23 protein-coding genes are annotated in these 16,233 nt (G+C 60.0%); 6 read left to right on the forward strand and 17 right to left on the reverse strand.

What is annotated here, in order from left to right; genetic code table 11:
- The first annotated feature begins 8 nt into the window (after positions 1-8).
- Both IHQ71_RS12495 and IHQ71_RS12500 read left to right on the forward strand, forming a co-directional pair.
- The gene (locus tag IHQ71_RS12495) at positions 9-716 is read left to right on the forward strand and encodes a response regulator (RefSeq protein ID WP_258162268.1); all 708 of its coding nucleotides are present in this window, start codon (positions 9-11) and stop codon (positions 714-716) included.
- Positions 713-1,981, forward strand: coding sequence for a HAMP domain-containing sensor histidine kinase (locus IHQ71_RS12500; protein WP_258162269.1), 1,269 nt, complete (start codon positions 713-715; stop codon positions 1,979-1,981). The genes IHQ71_RS12495 and IHQ71_RS12500 overlap by 4 nt, the downstream gene beginning before the upstream one ends.
- Position 1,982: 1 nt before the next feature.
- Here IHQ71_RS12500 and IHQ71_RS12505 read toward each other — a convergent pair whose 3' ends face one another.
- Positions 1,983-2,918 (reverse strand): DMT family transporter, encoded by a 936-nt coding sequence (locus tag IHQ71_RS12505; RefSeq protein ID WP_258162270.1) that lies wholly within the window; start codon positions 2,916-2,918, stop codon positions 1,983-1,985.
- Between the two features lie 219 nt (positions 2,919-3,137).
- On the opposite strand from IHQ71_RS12505, the gene IHQ71_RS12510 reads away from it, so the two are divergent.
- From IHQ71_RS12510 to IHQ71_RS12520, 3 genes are all read left to right on the forward strand, one after another.
- Entirely contained in the window at positions 3,138-3,872 is a 735-nt protein-coding gene (locus IHQ71_RS12510; RefSeq protein ID WP_258162271.1) for a 3-keto-5-aminohexanoate cleavage protein, read from the forward strand.
- A 110-nt stretch (positions 3,873-3,982) separates the two neighbouring features.
- Positions 3,983-5,110, forward strand: a complete 1,128-nt coding sequence (locus tag IHQ71_RS12515; protein ID WP_258162272.1) for an S-(hydroxymethyl)glutathione dehydrogenase/class III alcohol dehydrogenase — start codon at positions 3,983-3,985, stop codon at positions 5,108-5,110.
- Between the two features lie 59 nt (positions 5,111-5,169).
- Positions 5,170-5,868: a hypothetical protein gene (locus IHQ71_RS12520; RefSeq protein ID WP_258162273.1), complete on the forward strand. Its 699-nt coding sequence runs from the start codon at positions 5,170-5,172 to the stop codon at positions 5,866-5,868.
- A gap of 11 nt (positions 5,869-5,879) precedes the next feature.
- On the opposite strand, the gene IHQ71_RS12525 is transcribed toward IHQ71_RS12520, so the two are convergent.
- Complete coding sequence (locus IHQ71_RS12525; RefSeq protein ID WP_258162274.1) at positions 5,880-6,395, reverse strand: GNAT family N-acetyltransferase; 516 nt, start codon at positions 6,393-6,395, stop codon at positions 5,880-5,882.
- 77 nt (positions 6,396-6,472) lie between these two features.
- On the opposite strand from IHQ71_RS12525, the gene IHQ71_RS12530 reads away from it, so the two are divergent.
- On the forward strand, positions 6,473-7,117 hold the full coding sequence (locus IHQ71_RS12530; RefSeq protein ID WP_258162275.1) for a DUF416 family protein: 645 nt from the start codon (positions 6,473-6,475) through the stop codon (positions 7,115-7,117).
- A gap of 68 nt (positions 7,118-7,185) precedes the next feature.
- Here IHQ71_RS12530 and rplQ read toward each other — a convergent pair whose 3' ends face one another.
- From rplQ to rplX, 15 genes are all read right to left on the reverse strand, one after another.
- The gene (gene rplQ / locus IHQ71_RS12535; protein ID WP_258162276.1) at positions 7,186-7,608 is read right to left on the reverse strand and encodes a 50S ribosomal protein L17; all 423 of its coding nucleotides are present in this window, start codon (positions 7,606-7,608) and stop codon (positions 7,186-7,188) included.
- Between the two features lie 117 nt (positions 7,609-7,725).
- Positions 7,726-8,736: a DNA-directed RNA polymerase subunit alpha gene (locus IHQ71_RS12540; RefSeq protein ID WP_258162277.1), complete on the reverse strand. Its 1,011-nt coding sequence runs from the start codon at positions 8,734-8,736 to the stop codon at positions 7,726-7,728.
- An 85-nt stretch (positions 8,737-8,821) separates the two neighbouring features.
- Positions 8,822-9,211 (reverse strand): 30S ribosomal protein S11, encoded by a 390-nt coding sequence (rpsK, locus tag IHQ71_RS12545; protein ID WP_258162826.1) that lies wholly within the window; start codon positions 9,209-9,211, stop codon positions 8,822-8,824.
- Positions 9,212-9,403: 192 nt separating this feature from the next.
- Positions 9,404-9,772 (reverse strand): 30S ribosomal protein S13, encoded by a 369-nt coding sequence (gene rpsM, locus IHQ71_RS12550; protein ID WP_258162278.1) that lies wholly within the window; start codon positions 9,770-9,772, stop codon positions 9,404-9,406.
- 238 nt (positions 9,773-10,010) lie between these two features.
- Entirely contained in the window at positions 10,011-10,661 is a 651-nt protein-coding gene (locus IHQ71_RS12555) for an adenylate kinase (protein ID WP_258162279.1), read from the reverse strand.
- Positions 10,661-12,001 carry a preprotein translocase subunit SecY gene (gene secY, locus IHQ71_RS12560; protein WP_258162280.1) on the reverse strand — a complete coding sequence of 447 codons (1,341 nt, stop codon included), beginning with the start codon at positions 11,999-12,001 and terminating at the stop codon, positions 10,661-10,663. The genes IHQ71_RS12555 and secY overlap by 1 nt, the downstream gene beginning before the upstream one ends.
- Positions 12,002-12,229: 228 nt before the next feature.
- Positions 12,230-12,712, reverse strand: coding sequence for a 50S ribosomal protein L15 (gene rplO, locus IHQ71_RS12565; RefSeq protein WP_258162281.1), 483 nt, complete (start codon positions 12,710-12,712; stop codon positions 12,230-12,232).
- A 16-nt stretch (positions 12,713-12,728) separates the two neighbouring features.
- Complete coding sequence (rpmD, locus tag IHQ71_RS12570) at positions 12,729-12,935, reverse strand: 50S ribosomal protein L30 (protein WP_258162282.1); 207 nt, start codon at positions 12,933-12,935, stop codon at positions 12,729-12,731.
- 11 nt (positions 12,936-12,946) lie between these two features.
- Positions 12,947-13,522 (reverse strand): 30S ribosomal protein S5, encoded by a 576-nt coding sequence (gene rpsE / locus IHQ71_RS12575; protein WP_258162283.1) that lies wholly within the window; start codon positions 13,520-13,522, stop codon positions 12,947-12,949.
- 140 nt (positions 13,523-13,662) lie between these two features.
- The gene (gene rplR / locus IHQ71_RS12580) at positions 13,663-14,022 is read right to left on the reverse strand and encodes a 50S ribosomal protein L18 (RefSeq protein WP_258162284.1); all 360 of its coding nucleotides are present in this window, start codon (positions 14,020-14,022) and stop codon (positions 13,663-13,665) included.
- 12 nt (positions 14,023-14,034) lie between these two features.
- Positions 14,035-14,568, reverse strand: coding sequence for a 50S ribosomal protein L6 (gene rplF, locus IHQ71_RS12585; RefSeq protein WP_258162285.1), 534 nt, complete (start codon positions 14,566-14,568; stop codon positions 14,035-14,037).
- A 43-nt stretch (positions 14,569-14,611) separates the two neighbouring features.
- Positions 14,612-15,010 (reverse strand): 30S ribosomal protein S8, encoded by a 399-nt coding sequence (gene rpsH, locus IHQ71_RS12590; protein ID WP_258162286.1) that lies wholly within the window; start codon positions 15,008-15,010, stop codon positions 14,612-14,614.
- Between the two features lie 12 nt (positions 15,011-15,022).
- Entirely contained in the window at positions 15,023-15,328 is a 306-nt protein-coding gene (gene rpsN, locus IHQ71_RS12595; RefSeq protein WP_258162287.1) for a 30S ribosomal protein S14, read from the reverse strand.
- 33 nt (positions 15,329-15,361) lie between these two features.
- Positions 15,362-15,919 (reverse strand): 50S ribosomal protein L5, encoded by a 558-nt coding sequence (gene rplE / locus IHQ71_RS12600; protein WP_258162288.1) that lies wholly within the window; start codon positions 15,917-15,919, stop codon positions 15,362-15,364.
- Positions 15,912-16,223 carry a 50S ribosomal protein L24 gene (rplX, locus tag IHQ71_RS12605; protein WP_258162289.1) on the reverse strand — a complete coding sequence of 104 codons (312 nt, stop codon included), beginning with the start codon at positions 16,221-16,223 and terminating at the stop codon, positions 15,912-15,914. Before rplX ends, rplE begins: the two co-directional genes overlap by 8 nt.
- Positions 16,224-16,233 lie beyond the last annotated feature (10 nt).

Genomic DNA, 16,233 nt, shown 5'->3' on the forward strand with positions numbered 1-16,233 from the left:
GAGAAAGCATGGCGGCGGAAGTGCTGATTATCGACGATGACACACGTCTCGCCGCCATGCTTTCCGACTATCTGCGATCGGCAGGTTTTACGACCCGCAGCGCGGCCACAGGCAATTCCGGCCTCCAGGAAATTGCTCGAAAGGCGCCTGACGCTGTGATCCTCGACGTGATGCTCCCCGATCACGACGGGTTCGAAATCTGCCGCCGCATCCGCGCCGGCTCCGGTCTCCCGATCCTCATGCTGACTGCGAAGGGTGAGGAAACGGATCGTATAGTGGGATTGGAGCTCGGCGCGGACGATTATCTGGCCAAACCTTTCAGTCCGCGCGAACTGGCGGCGCGGCTGAAAGCCATCCTGCGGCGTACGCAAGGCTCGTCGTCGATCGCGCCGATGGACATATTGCGTTTCGGTCGGCTGGAGATCGACCGTGGCCAGCGTTGCGTACGGCTCGACGGCAATGAACGCCCCATGACCGGCTACCAGTTCGCGCTGCTCGTCAACATGGCCGAGAATGCCGGCCGCGTGCTGTCGCGTGAACGGCTGATGGAACTAACCAAGGGCGAGGAACTCGAGGCCTTCGACCGTTCGATCGATGTGCATATCTCCCGCATCCGGGCGGCCATCGAGACCGACCCCAAGCATCCGCGCCGCATCATCACGCTGCGTGGATCGGGCTATATCTTCGCCCGCAACCAGGACGAATCCGACCGATGATCCGCAGCCGTCTCTATATCAAGATGTATCTCACGGTTCTCTGCGGCCTGCTGCTCGTCGTTCTGTCGCTTGGAACCTATGCGATGATGGGCGATTTCGGCGACGAGGACCATGGCTTCTCCGGCAAGCTCGACCGTTTTGCCAGCGCCATGCTCAGCGCCGACATGACAAGGGCTGAGCGGCAGGAGATGCTGGAAAGGCTCGCCAAGGGCCTCGACGCCGATGTCGGCCTGTTCGACAAGGACGAGCGTTTCATCCAGGGCGCCGGCGCCATGGCCACGCGCGAGGGCGCGACCATTTTCCTCGACGAGCGCAACCGCCATCGTAAGGAATTCGAAGCCGATCTGCCCGACGGAAGCCATGTGCGAGTGTTTATGGACCGCGGCTTCGACAAGTCACGGTGGCATTTCCTCACCGCGATCCTGATCGTGGCGCTCGCCATCGGCGTCGCGTCACTGCCCGCTGTCCGCTATCTTACGCGACGTCTGGAGCAATTGCGCCGGGGCGTCGAGCACTGGGGCGACGGCGCGCTGTCGAGCCGTGTCGAGGTCTGCGGCCGTGACGAGATCGCCCAGGTGGCGAAGAGCTTCAATCGCGCCGCCGACCGGGTCGAGGGCGTGATCAATTCACAGAAGAGCCTGCTCGCCAATGCCAGCCACGAGCTTCGCTCGCCGCTTGCGCGCCTGCGCATGGCGACGGAAATGTTCGAGGCCTCGCCTAGCGATGAGCTACGCAAGGAAATTGTCTGCAATCTCGCCGAACTCGATGAACTGGTTGATGAAATCCTTCTCAAGAGCCGTATCGACAGTGACCAGAAGATGGATCTCGGCCAGTTGGTGGACCTGCTGCCGCTCGCAGCCGAAGAGGCCGCCACCGTCAATGCCGAGATCGAGGGCGGGTCCCTCACCATCCCGGGCAACGAACGGTTGCTGCGCCGCATGATCCGCAATCTGCTGCAGAACGCGGCCCGCCACGGCAAGCCGCCGGTCACCATCCATCTCTCGTCGAACAAGGGGCTGGCGACGATCGCCGTCTGCGACAAGGGCGATGGCATAAGGCCCGAGGAAGAGGCACGCGTGTTCGAACCCTTCTATCGGCCCGAGGGCCGCAGCGAATCCGCTGGCGGCTGGGGCCTGGGCCTGGCGCTGGTCGCCGAAATCGCCCGGCTTCACCGTGGCCGCGCTTGGTACAGTGCGCTCGACGATGGCGGTGCCTGTTTCACTGTCGAACTGCCGCTCGATCCGGCGCCTGCCAAGAGCGCATGAGCTAAGGCACGCCGGCCGCTTCCTTCTGCACCCGCCGCTCGCGCCAGATGATGTAGAGGCCGGAGCCGACGATGATGGCGACACCCAGCCATTTCGATGGCGTCGGGAACTCGCCGAACAGCGTGAAGCCCAAGATCGTCGCCGAGATGATCTCGAAATACTGGAACGGCGCCAGGATCGACACCGGCGCCAGCCGGAACGCCCGAAGCACCAGAAGGTGGCCGTAGCCGGACAGCGCGCCGAGCACGATCAGCAGCATGAGACTGAAGCCTGAATCCGGCAGAGCCATCTGAAAATCGGCATTCCCCAGCCCGTCACCGATCAGCAGCACAACAGCCATGAAGATCGTGCCGCCCAGGCCAGAAATCGTCTGCATGGTCAGCGGTGGATCGGCCTCGCCGATCGCCCGGTTCATGAAGAGATAGAGCGCGAAGAGGAAGGCGCAGAGCACAGGCAGCAGCGACATAACCCCGAATATCTCGAAGCTCGGCTGGATGATGATCATCGCGCCGCCGAAGCCGATGAGAATCGCCACCCAGCGTCGCCAGCCCACCTTCTCGCCGAGAAAGGCCGCCGACATGGCCGTCAGCATGAACGGCTCGACGAAATAGATCGCGAAGACATCCGCCAGCGGCATATATTTGATCGCGGTGAAGAAGAGCAAGGTCGCCGCAGCATGCAGCGCGCCGCGCATGAGGTTCATCCACGGCCGCTTGGCCCGGAAGGCGCCTGATCCCGCCACGGTAAGCAGCAGCGGCACCGTGAGCACAAGCTGGAAGAAGAAGCGGTAGAACGTTACCTGCCCCGGCGACATGGCCTGGAAGGTCGAGAGATATTTGGCGATCCCATCCATGCAGGGCAGGATCATCATGGCGAAAGCCATGATCGCCAGGCCTTTGAAAAGGCCGTTCTGTTCGGTCGGTGGATGGGCGGGCATGGGAGCGATTCGTTGCGGCGGGAGATCCGGATGATAGGCGATCCATCGCAGCGGCGCACCCGAGAGACAACAAATATTCGGCACGAACTCCCTGAACCGATCCCGCAGAAAGATGAATCACATCTTGCGGATCTGGCGGCAGCCCGTTGATTTGCTGACGCTTTCGGACGACACTCCATGCGATCGTTTTGAATGCCAACTCTTCGGGAGCATGACCAGATGATCGTCCAAGCCTGTATCAATGGCCCTCGCCCGGCCGAATACCATCCTCGCCTGCCGCTGACGGCAGTAACAATGGTGGCCGATGCCAAGGTCTGCATTGCAGCCGGTGCTGCGGAACTCCATGTCCATCCGCGCTCGAACGGCCGCGAAACGCTTGCCGCCATCAACGAGACGATTCCCCTTGTCCGCGCCGCCTGCCCCGGCACTCTGATCGGCGTTTCCACGGGCGCCTGGATCGAGAACGATATCCAACGGACACGTGATCTGATCCGGGAGTGGACGCAGTTGCCGGACTACGCATCCGTGAACCTTTCCGAAGCCGATGCCCCTGATATCATCACGCTTCTGGACGAGATCGGCGTCGGCGTCGAGGCGGGCCTCGCCACGGTGGCCGATGCCGAGCGTTTCGTGACATTGCCGAATGCCGGACGGTCGTTCCGCATCCTGATCGAAATAGACGAGCAGGATTGGAACAGCGGCTTGGCCATCGCCGAGGGGATCGAGGCCGTCCTTACGCGCGCCGGCATCCACTGGCCCACCCTCCTGCATGGATTTGACACCACTGTCTGGCCATTCGTTGATCTCGCGGCCGAGCGGCGTTTCTCAACGCGCGTCGGTCTCGAAGACGGCAAACTCCTTCCGGATGGCTCGGAGGCACGCGACAATGCCGAGCTTGTCTCCGCTGCGGTATCGAAATTCCGCAGCGCGCTGGATGCGATGACGCAATCATAGTCACGACCGGCGGGCATGCGCAGCCGGATATCAAATTGATTTGCTCTCTTGCGTGGTCATGGATCATTGTGATTTGAAGATTCGAGATAACGAATTCAGGGAGAACCACCATGGACGTTCGTGCAGCCGTGGCCACGCAGGCCGGCAAGCCACTTGAAATCATGACCGTGCAGCTCGAGGGCCCGAGGGCCGGCGAAGTGCTGATCGAGGTCAAGGCGACCGGCATCTGCCACACCGACGATTTCACGCTTTCTGGCGCGGATCCCGAGGGCCTGTTCCCGGCCATTCTCGGCCATGAAGGCGCGGGCATCGTGGTCGATGTCGGCCCGGGCGTGACATCCGTCAAGAAGGGCGACCATGTCATCCCGCTCTACACGCCGGAATGCCGCTCCTGCCCCTCCTGCCTCAGCCGCAAGACCAATCTCTGCACCGCCATCCGCGCCACGCAGGGCCAGGGCCTGATGCCCGACGGCACCAGCCGCTTCTCGATCGGCAAGGACAAGATCCACCATTATATGGGCTGCTCGACCTTCGCCAACTTTACCGTGCTACCCGAGATCGCGGTCGCCAAGGTGCGTGAGGACGCCCCCTTCGACAAGATCTGCTACATCGGCTGCGGTGTGACGACGGGCATCGGCGCTGTCATCAACACGGCCAAGGTCGAGATGGGCGCCACGGCGATCGTCTTCGGTCTTGGCGGCATTGGCCTCAACGTCATCCAGGGCCTCAAGCTCGCAGGCGCCGACATGATCATCGGCGTCGACATCAACAATGACAAGAAGGCCTGGGGCGAACGCTTTGGAATGACTCACTTTGTCAATCCCAAGGACGTCGATGGCGACATGGTTCCCCATCTCGTCAACATGACAAAACGCGGTGCCGACCAGATCGGCGGCGCCGACTATACGTTCGATTGCACCGGCAATACCAAGGTCATGCGGCAGGCGCTCGAAGCGTCGCATCGCGGCTGGGGCAAGTCGGTCGTCATCGGCGTCGCCGGCGCCGGCCAGGAAATCTCCACCCGTCCCTTCCAGCTGGTCACCGGCCGCACCTGGATGGGCACTGCTTTCGGCGGTGCGCGCGGCCGCACCGACGTGCCGAAGATCGTCGACTGGTATATGGACGGCAAGATCCAGATCGACCCGATGATCACCCACACCATGCCGCTCGAAGACATCAACAAGGGTTTCGAGCTGATGCATTCGGGCGAGAGCGTCCGTGGCGTGGTGGTTTACTGATCGATCCAAGCGAGGGCGCCGAATGCGGCGCCTTCGTTTCCCACAACGGAATATGTCATATGCTCTTCCTCAATCGGGCGGGACTGGTGATCCTCAGCCAGCCCAAGACCGGCACGACGGCCCTCGAAAACGCTCTGACGCCGCGCTCGTCGATTTCGATCAGCAAGCCGCCCGAACTCAAGCACATGTCCTATCGCGGTTTCATGGCATATATGGCGCCGATGATCGAGGCGCATACCCGCATGAAGCGATCGGATTATGAGGTCATTTCAGTGATGCGGGAACCGCTCGACTGGCTTGGCAGCTGGTATCGCTATCGTACCCGCGACGAGCTCAAGAAGCCTGATAATCCACGCTCGGTGAATTATACCGGCGGCATGACCTTCGACCAGTTCGTGCGTGATGTCTGCAGGCCTGTTGGCGAGCAACCAGTGCATGCGCGTATCAAGACCCCGTCCTGGGTCTCGTTGTCGGGCATGAACGCAATCGGCGTCGACCGGCTCTATCCATACGAGAATCTCTCGGATCTCTATCAGTTGATCATTGACCGCACGGGCAAGCCGATCGACGCGAAGCTCGCCAATGTCTCGCCGGAAATGCCGCTCTCGCTGACGAATGACACCAAGGCGGTGCTGCGACGGGCATTCGCTTTCGAATTCGAGCTCCACGAATCGCTGAGGCGTGATGGAGCGATCAACGAGAGGTTCAAACGGCAAGCTGCCGATATCGACACTACCGATCTCTCGCCCGGCGTATGAGCCCGGTTCATTTAGCGCATCCTCTCGAGGAAGATGTTCAGGCTGCCTTTGTATTTACCGCGTCCGAACTCGCGAAAGCCGAACCGCTCGGCCAGCTTGAGCGACGCCGTATTGTCCGGCTCGATCATGCAGACGGTGCGTGGCGATGGGTAATGCCGGTCAAACCATTCGATCGCGGCCATTGCCGCCTCGCCCGCCAATCCCCTGCCGTGAAAATCAGGATGCAAAGTCCACATCGTCTCCGGCACACCGTCGAACGTGGGGCCATTGCCACGATGGAAGTGACCGAAGCCGACCTCGCCGCAAAGCCTGCCAGATGCCAGGTCGAAAGCCAGGAAAGGCCCAAAGCCGAAGACATGCCGGTGACCGATCCAGCGCAGCAACCGCGCCCAAACGTCCTCATCCCTGAGCGGCGGAAACCGGTAGCCGCCATCGGAACCCGGCAGACGCTGGGTCCAGAGCGGGATATAGGCAGCAAAGTCGTCGATGCGGTGTTCGCGGAGGAGCAGGCGCTGTGTTTTGATCATGAACGACCTTGTGACTTTCAAAGCAATCTATTCTAACTTGAGGTAAACCCGTTGTCACAGCACAAGCAGGCCTCACGTTGATCCATCGCTATGACGAAACGGCACGGACGCAAGCACTTGCGGGCCTTCCGATCATGAAGGCGGCGGCCTTCGCTGCCGCAGTGACGACGCGGCAAACCATAAACTACGAACATTGCGCAAGTGCCTTGGGGCTGGCATCACCGAGCAGATATCGCGAGATCACGGCTCAACTTTGGGAACTAATCCTATCCGACGAGCTCGACAATACTGGCTGGGATGCGCTGCTTGAAGAAGTCATGGATATGTTCGCCCCGGAAACTTCGGATCAATGGCTTCGCGTCGCCCTCGTTGAAGATGCAGTTTCATCCTTGGCCTATGCAATCCGCTTTGTTCTTACCCATAGCGCCCAGGAGGCAGCATGGGCAGGCCGACGCGCGTATGAAATAACCGACCAAATCACGATCGCGAAACTCGATTTCCTCCCTGAAGATCTTCTTTCTGAGGACACCATTCTATCGGACGTAATTGTCCAACGTGAGCTTGGCCGGCAATCCAGGGACATTGAACTGCTTGGAAGTGATTCCAACTACACGTCTATCAAAGCCTTGCGTGACCTGGCGCATTCCGAAACGGTGCTCACGAACGAGGAATTATCTCAGCTTGATGCTTGGCAACGCCTCCGCCCAACCAAAAGCGGTTGAACCTATCGCCCAACGCAAAAAAGCCGGGCTCGTCGCCCGGCTCCTTCGATTCATTCGATCCTGATGGATCAGGCCGCTTCGGCGGCCTTCTCGGCTTCGACGCGCGCGTGGTCAGCGGCACCCTTGGCCGAGACGTCGCGATCGACGAATTCGACGACCGCGAGCGGGGCGTTGTCGCCGTGGCGGAAGCCAGCCTTCATGATGCGGATGTAGCCGCCATTGCGGTTGACATAGCGCGGTGCGATTGCCGAAAACAGCTTGGCGACCAGTTCGGCAGAGCCGATCTGCGAGATCGCCTGGCGGCGGGCGTGAAGGCTACCCTTCTTGCCGAGCGTCACGAGCTTTTCGACGATCGGACGGATTTCCTTTGCCTTCGGCAAGGTGGTGACAATCTGCTCATGCTCGATGAGCGAGGCTGCCATATTTGCAAACATCGCCTTGCGATGGCTTGCGGTTCTGTTGAGCTTGCGGCCGACCATACCATGGCGCATTGCTATTCTCCTTTAATCGCAGGTTACCCTAGTTTTTGTTGGGCCTGCCGTTTCCTGGCACATGCAGATCAAATCTGCTGTTTGACGGGGAAAGGCAGTGTCCTGCCTTTACTGTTTTCAGTATTGATCTTCGTAGCGCTTGGCGAGTTCTTCGATGTTCTCGGGCGGCCAGGCGGGAACTTCCATACCAAGATGGAGGCCCATGGACGCGAGAACTTCCTTGATCTCGTTGAGCGACTTGCGGCCGAAATTCGGAGTGCGAAGCATTTCGGCTTCGGTCTTCTGAATGAGGTCGCCGATATAGACGATGTTGTCGTTCTTGAGGCAGTTGGCCGAACGCACGGAAAGCTCGAGTTCGTCCACCTTCTTGAGCAGCGCCGGGTTGAAGGCGAGCTCGGTGATGGCTTCCTCTTCGGCTTCCTTCTGCGGCTCGTCGAAGTTGACAAACACAGACAGCTGGTCCTGAAGAATGCGGGCGGCGAAAGCAACGGCATCTTCGCCCGTGACGGAACCGTCGGTCTCGATGGTCATGGTCAGCTTGTCGTAGTCGAGAACCTGGCCTTCACGGGTGTTTTCCACCTTGTAGGACACTTTCTTGACCGGCGAGAACAGGCTGTCGACCGGGATGAGGCCGATCGGCGCGTCTTCGGAGCGATTGCGGTCCGCGGGAACGTAGCCCTTGCCATTGGCAACGGTGAATTCCATGCGGATCTCGGCGCCCTCGTCGAGCGTGCAGATCACGTGGTTCGGGTTGAGTATCTCGATGTCGCCGACGGTCTGAATGTCGCCTGCGGTCACCTGACCCGGACCCTGCTTGCGCACGACCATGCGCTTGGGATCGTCGCCATCCATCTTGATGGCGATTTCCTTGATGTTGAGCACGATGTCCGTCACATCTTCCCGAACGCCGGGGATGGAGGAGAATTCGTGCAGCACGCCGTCGATCTGCACTGCCGTCACAGCCGCACCGCGGAGCGAGGAGAGCAGGATACGGCGGAGCGCATTGCCGAGGGTGAGGCCAAATCCACGCTCGAGCGGCTCTGCAACAAGGACAGCCTTTATGCGGCTCGAAGACGAAAACTCGACCTTGTTCGGCTTGATGAGTTCCTGCCAGTTCTTCTGAATCATGTGTAGTTACCTTCCATTCGTGCCACCATCCAATCGTGGCAATCGACATCGAGGACGCCGGCCGGGGCCGGCGGCGCGGATATGATCAGACGCGGCGCTTCTTGCGCGGGCGGCAGCCATTGTGCGGGATCGGGGTCACATCGCGGATCGAGGTGATCATGAAACCGGCAGCCTGGAGCGCGCGAAGAGCGGATTCACGACCCGAGCCCGGACCGCAGACTTCCACTTCCAGCGACTTCATGCCGTGTTCCTGAGCCTTCTTGGCGCAGTCTTCAGCTGCCATCTGCGCAGCGAACGGAGTCGACTTGCGCGAGCCCTTGAAGCCCTTGGCGCCAGCCGACGACCAGGCAATCGCATTGCCCTGCGCATCCGTGATGGTGATCATCGTGTTGTTGAAGGTCGAGTTGACGTGAGCGACACCCGACGAAATATTCTTGCGTTCGCGACGGCGGACGCGTGCGGCTTCCTTGGCCATATGCTTTCCTTTCATTGATCTCTTCACCGCCGTAATGCCAGCGGCTACACCGGGAAAGGATTGACGTCCCTGCCCTGTCGTCCCGGTCCCTCGGGAGGGACCGCATGCGATCAGAGGCCGAGGCCTCTGAAACTGGCAAAAGAGGCTCGTGCGGAAGCACCAGCCTCTTTCGTCTTCCGTCTATTGACGAAATTACTTCTTCTTGCCGGCAATCGCCTTTGCCGGACCCTTGCGGGTGCGGGCATTGGTGTGCGTGCGCTGGCCGCGAACGGGCAGCGAGCGGCGATGACGCAGGCCGCGGTAGCAACCGAGGTCCATCAGACGCTTGATATTCATCGAGGTTTCGCGGCGAAGATCGCCTTCCACCTGATAGTCGCGGTCGATGGCTTCGCGGACAGCAAGAACTTCGGCATCGGTGAGCTGATGCACGCGGCGTTCAGCCGGGATGCCGACCTTCTCGACGATTTCCTGAGCGAATTTCGGACCGATCCCGTGGATATAAGTCAGAGCGATGACAACACGCTTCTGAGTCGGGATGTTGACGCCAGCTATACGGGCCACGCCTGTTCTCCTTCACAATCCGGTTGCCATCCGGCAATCGGCTTTTCTTCGTTGCGCGACTGGTTTTGCCAGTCACAAGTTTTAAAACAGCGGTTCGCTTTCACGTCAAAAACGACCGTACCGGACTTCCCGATTCTCAAAGGGAAAGCCGCGCCGATCGACGAGTATTTCGCGAGTTGGCGCGTCAATAGCGGAATCGCCTGGAAAAAGCAACACGCCGCTAAAAGATTCTTCGGTTTCAGACCTTGGCGAGAATCGCCTCGATCGATGCGGTTACTTCATCCATATCGGCCATGCCGTCAACCGATTTCAGGAGACCCTTGGCGTGATAGTAGCCGATCAAGGGCGAAGTCTTCTTATAATAGTCCTGCAGCCGCGTCGCCACCGTCTCGGCATTGTCGTCGGCGCGGCGCTTGAAGCTGGTCGAGCCGCATTTGTCGCAGACACCATCGACCTTCGGCTTGTGCGACCGGTCATGATAGCCGGCGCCGCAATTGGCGCAGGTATAGCGGCCGGAAATGCGATCCACGAGAATGCGGTCATCAACTTCGAGCTCGATCACGACGTCGAGCTTGGTGCCTTTGGTGGCGAGCATCGCTTCGACGGCATCGGCCTGGACGAGGGTACGCGGGTAACCGTCGAGGATAAAGCCGTCCTTGCAATCTGGCTGGTCGATTCGCTCGGAGACGATGGCATTGACGATCTCGTCGGATACGAGATTGCCGGCATCCATCACCGCCTTGGCACGCTTGCCGACATCAGTGCCGGCGGTCACCGCTGCACGCAGCATGTCACCAGTCGAAAGTTGCGGAATGCCATGCTTCTCCACGATCCGCTGGGCCTGGGTGCCCTTCCCCGCGCCCGGCGGCCCCAACAAGATTAACCGCATTATCCCCTCTTACCTCCCCGGAGTTTCGACTTCTTGATGAGCCCCTCATATTGCGTGGCGATCAGATGTCCCTGGATCTGTGCTACAGTATCAAGGGTGACGCTGACAACAATCAAAAGCGACGTGCCACCAAGGTAGAACGGCACACCGGTCTGGGCAATCAGGATCTCCGGCAGGATGCAGACGAAAATCAGGTAGAGAGCGCCGACCACCGTGATGCGGGTCAGCACGTAGTCGATATATTCCGCAGTCCGCTCGCCCGGACGGATGCCAGGGATGAAGCCGCCCTGCTTCTTGAGGTTATCGGCGGTGTCCTTCGGATTGAAGACGATCGCCGTGTAGAAGAAGGCGAAGAAGCCGATCAGGCCCGCATAGGCCAGCATGTAGAGCGGCTGGCCATGGCCGAGGGCCGCCACGATCGCGGTCGCCCAATCCGGCAGCGTCCCCTGGCTGCCGGAGAAGCCAGCCAAGGTAGCGGGCAGAAGCAGCAGCGACGATGCGAAGATGGCCGGGATGACGCCTGAAGTGTTGAGCTTCAGCGGCAGATGCGACGTATCGCCCTGGAACATCCGGTTACCGACCTGCCGTTTCGGATACTGGATCAGGAGCCGTCGTTGGGCACGCTCGAAGAACACGATCATTGCAATTGCCGCAATGGCAACGAGGATCACCACGACGATGATGGCCGTCGAAAGCGCACCGGTGCGGCCCAGTTCGAGAGTGCCGGCAAGAGCGCTCGGAAGTGCCGCGACGATGCCTGCGAAGATGATCAGCGAAATGCCGTTGCCGATGCCGCGCGAGGTGATCTGCTCGCCGAGCCACATCAGGAACATCGTGCCGCCCAAAAGCGTCACCACGGTCGAAATGCGGAAGAACCAGCCGGGATCCATGACGATCCCCTGCCCCGATTCCATCGAAACCGCTATGCCATAGGCCTGCAGCGCACCCAGGATCACCGTGCCGTAGCGGGTGTACTGGTTGATCATCTTGCGGCCCTGCTCGCCCTCTTTCTTGAGCTGCTCGAGCGCCGGAACGACCGAGGTCATCAGCTGGACGATGATCGAAGCGGAGATATAAGGCATGATTCCGAGCGCGAAGATCGCCATGCGCTCGACGGCACCGCCGGAGAACATGTTGAAGATGCCGAGAATGCCGCTGGACTGCGTCTTGAACGCGTTGGCGAATGCGGCCGGATCGATGCCGGGAAGCGGAATATAGGTACCGAGGCGATAGACGAGAAGCGCGCCAAGGGTGAACAGAAGACGCTTCTTGAGGTCCTCAGCCTTTGAAAAGGTCGAAAAGCTCAGGTTGGAAGCTAGTTGTTCCGCTGCAGAAGCCATGAATTTCTCCGCAAAACCGAAACCGGGACGGAGATCGGCGTCATCCGGAGTGGCAGGTCTGAATTGTCAAGAAAACCAAAAGCGGGCAGCAAGGAAAATTCGCCGGCCTCACAATCAGGTTTCGCATTCTCCGCCAGCCGCCGCAGAAGTGCGCGGGCTGCCGGATGTGAGGCTCTCATATAGGAGAGAAAACGCCCGGTGTGAAGCACCGGGCGTCAATTTGTCAGCTTATTCGGAAGCGGCTTCGGCAACCGGTGCCAGCAGCTTTACGGAGCCGCCGGCCTTCTCGATTTTCTCGACAGCAGCCTTCGAAGCGCCCATGGCTTCGATCGCGACCTTGGCCTTGATCTCGCCATCGGACATGATGCGGATGCCGTCCTTTTCGCGACGGATCACGCCGGCAGCCTTGAGGGCAGCCGCGTCAACAGTCTTCTTGCCGTCGAGCTTCTTGGCATCGATCGCGGCCTGAATACGGCCGAGCGATACGACGACGAAGTCGGACTTGAAGATGTTATTGAAGCCACGCTTCGGCAGGCGGCGGTAGATTGGCATCTGGCCGCCTTCAAAACCGTTGATGGCAACGCCGGAACGGGCCTTCTGACCCTTCACGCCGCGACCGCCGGTCTTGCCGGTGCCCGAGCCGATACCGCGGCCCACGCGCTTGCGGCGCTTGAGCGCGCCTTCGTTGTCGGTGATTTCATTCAGTTTCATGATCGTCTCTCCCGGCTCACTTGTCGTCGACGACGCGAACCAGGTGGCTGACCTTGGCGATCATGCCACGCACGGACGGCGTGTCTTCGAGCGTACGGACGCGGTGCATCTTGTTGAGGCCGAGGCCGATCAGGGTCTGTTCCTGGCGGGCCGGACGGCGAATCGGCGAACCGATCTGCTCAACGGTGACGGTGGTCTTCTTGGTTTCTGCCTTCTTGGCCATGGTCCGTCTCCTTATTCTTCGACAGCGGCAACTGCGCCGCCGGTCGCCTGGGAGCGGCGCGTCTGAAGCGTTGCATACTTGATGCCGCGCTGAGCTGCGATGTCCTTCGGGTGAACCTGGTTCTTGAGAGCGTCGAACGTCGCGCGAACCATGTTGTACGGATTGGACGAACCGGTCGACTTGGCAACGACGTCATGGACGCCGAGTGTTTCGAAGACGGCGCGCATCGGGCCACCGGCGATGATACCGGTACCGGCCTGGGCCGAGCGAAGCAGAACCTTGCCGGCGCCATGACGACCATTGACGTCATGATGCAGCGTACGGCCATCGCGCAGCGGTACGAAGATCAGGTCGCGCTTGGCGGCTTCAGTCGCCTTGCGGATCGCTTCCGGCACTTCACGAGCCTTGCCATGGCCGAAGCCGACGCGGCCCTTCTGGTCGCCGACGACGACGAGCGCTGCGAAGCCGAAACGACGGCCGCCCTTGACGACCTTCGCGACGCGGTTGATCGCGACGAGCTTGTCGACAAACTCGCTGTCGCGCTCTTCGCGGTTCTGGCGGTCATCCCGCCTCTTTTCTTGTGCCATTGTCCTTTTCCTTTTTCTTTTCCGGGTGCAATCGGCATACAAAATAGACCCGGGACGCTCCGCTCAGGGGCATCAGGGTCCGGTGAGTGAGGCTTCCCGCCTCGGGGGAGTGAAGGCCCGGATCGCTCCGGGCCGACAAATCAGAAGCTCAGACCGCCTTCGCGGGCTGCATCGGCGAGCGCCTTGACGCGGCCGTGATAGATGAAGGCGCCGCGGTCGAAGACCACTTCCTTCACGCCGGCCTTGACGGCACGTTCTGCAACCAGCTTGCCAACGGCGGCAGCTGCTGCGGTGTCGGCGCCGGTCTTCAGGCTCTTGAGGTCACCATCGAGGGTGGAAGCCGAAGCAAGGGTCTTGCCCGCAACGTCATCGATGATCTGGGCGTAGATGTTCTTGGAAGAACGATGAACGCTCAGACGCGGACGGCCATTGGCGACCGACTTGATCTGACGGCGGACGCGGCTCGCGCGGCGCACCTGGGATTCTTTTGTGCTAGCCATTTTTCCGCTTCCTTACTTCTTCTTGCCTTCCTTGCGGATAATACGCTCACCGGCGTATTTCACACCCTTGCCCTTGTAGGGCTCGGGGCCGCGATATTCGCGGATTTCCGCTGCCACCTGGCCGACGACCTGCTTGTCGATGCCGGTAACCGTGATTTCGGTCGGCTTCGGGCAGACAATGCTGATGCCTTCCGGCGGCTGGTAGACCACATCGTGCGAGAAGCCGAGCTGGAGCTGCAGGTTCTTGCCGTTCATCGCGGCGCGATAACCGACGCCGTTGATTTCCAGCTTCTTCTCGAAACCATCCTTCACACCCTTCGCGAGATTCTCGATCATGGTGCGGGACATGCCCCACTTTGCGCGGGCGTCCTTGGAGTCGTTCGCCGGAGTTACGGCGACGGTGTTGTCTTCGAGCTTGATGAGCACTTCGTCGTTGACGACATACTTGAGTTCGCCCTTGGGACCCTTCATGGTCACGGTCTGTCCAGTGATGGACGCCGTCACGCCGGCAGGAACCTGAACGGGCTTTTTACCGATACGAGACATATTTCTTCCTGTCTGTTCGCTATGCGAAACCGACTTTGCTAGATCAGAAGATCGAGCAAAGCAGTTCGCCACCAACGTTCTGTTCGCGAGCCTGGTGATCGGCCATCACACCCTTCGGAGTCGAAAGGATAGTGATGCCGAGACCGTTCGCGACCTGCGGAATGGACTTGACCGAGACATAGACCCGGCGGCCCGGCTTGGACACGCGGTCGATCTTGCGGATCACCGGAGCGCCTTCGTAGTATTTCAGCTCGATGTTGAGCTCGGACTTGCCGTTCTCGAAATCGACCTTCGAATAACCGCGGATGTAGCCTTCGGACTGCAGCACGTCGAGGACGCGGGCACGCAGGTTCGAAGCCGGAGTCGAAACAGACGACTTGCGGCGGGCGACACCGTTGCGGATGCGGGTGAGCATATCACCCAATGGATCAGTCATGGACATGAGTTGCTCTCCTTACCAGCTTGACTTCACAATGCCGGGGATCTGTCCAAAATTGCCGAGTTGGCGCAGAGCGATACGCGACATTTTGAGCTTCCGGTAATATGCACGCGGACGGCCGGTGATTTCGCAACGATTGCGAATGCGGGTCTTTGAGCCATTGCGCGGCATTTCAGCCAGTTTCAGAGTAGCCTTGAACCGGTCTTCGATCGGAAGATCGCGGCTCTGGATGATTGCCTTGAGCTTGGCACGCTTGTTAGCCTGCTGGGCAACCAATGCACGGCGGCGCTTGTTTTTCTCAACTGCGCTCGTTTTCGCCATTTGATAGTTCCTTTTCTACGCTCGTCGTTACGGTCAGGCACGGAACGGGAAGTTGAACTCTTTCAGAAGAGTCCGCGCTTCGTCGTCGGTCTTGGCCGTCGTGCAAACGATAATGTCCATGCCCCACATCTGATCAACCTTGTCGTAGTTGATTTCCGGGAACACGATGTGCTCCTTGACACCCATGGCGAAATTGCCACGGCCGTCAAAGCTCTTCGGATTCAGGCCGCGGAAGTCTCGAACGCGCGGAAGCGCGATGTTGATCAGACGGTCCATGAATTCATACATGCGGATGCCGCGCAGGGTAACCTTCGCGCCGATCGGCATAAACTCGCGGACCTTGAAGCCAGCGATGGAATTGCGTGCCTTGGTGATAACAGGCTTCTGGCCGGCAATCGCAGCAAGGTCGGCTGCGGCAACGGTAGGCTTCTTGGAGTCGGCAGTCGCCTCGCCCACGCCCATGTTGATCACGATCTTGTCGACGCGCGGGATCATCATGACGTTTGAGTAGGAGAAAGCCTCCTGCATCGCCTGACGGATGCGCTCGTTGTATTCCTTCTTGAGCCGCGGCTCGTAACTATCCTTAGCCATCGATCGTCGCTCCCGAACGCTTTGCCACGCGAACCTTCTTGTCGCCGTCGATCTTGAAACCGACGCGGGTCGGCTTGCCGTCCTTGGGGTCGGCGATCGCCAGATTGGACAGGTGGATCGGGGCTTCCTTGGTGATGATGCCGGCTTCCTGCGAAGCGGACTGGCGCTGATGGCGCTTCACCAGATTGATGCCACGGACGACCGCACGGTCTTCCTTGGGTATGACCTGGAGGACTTCGCCCGAACGGCCCTTGTCCTTGCCAGTAAGAATGACGACCTTGTCGCCTTTGCGAATCTTTTGCATCTCAGTCGTT

It is taken from the genome of Rhizobium sp. TH2 (genome assembly GCF_024707525.1).
GTDB lineage: Bacteria > Pseudomonadota > Alphaproteobacteria > Rhizobiales > Rhizobiaceae > Rhizobium_E.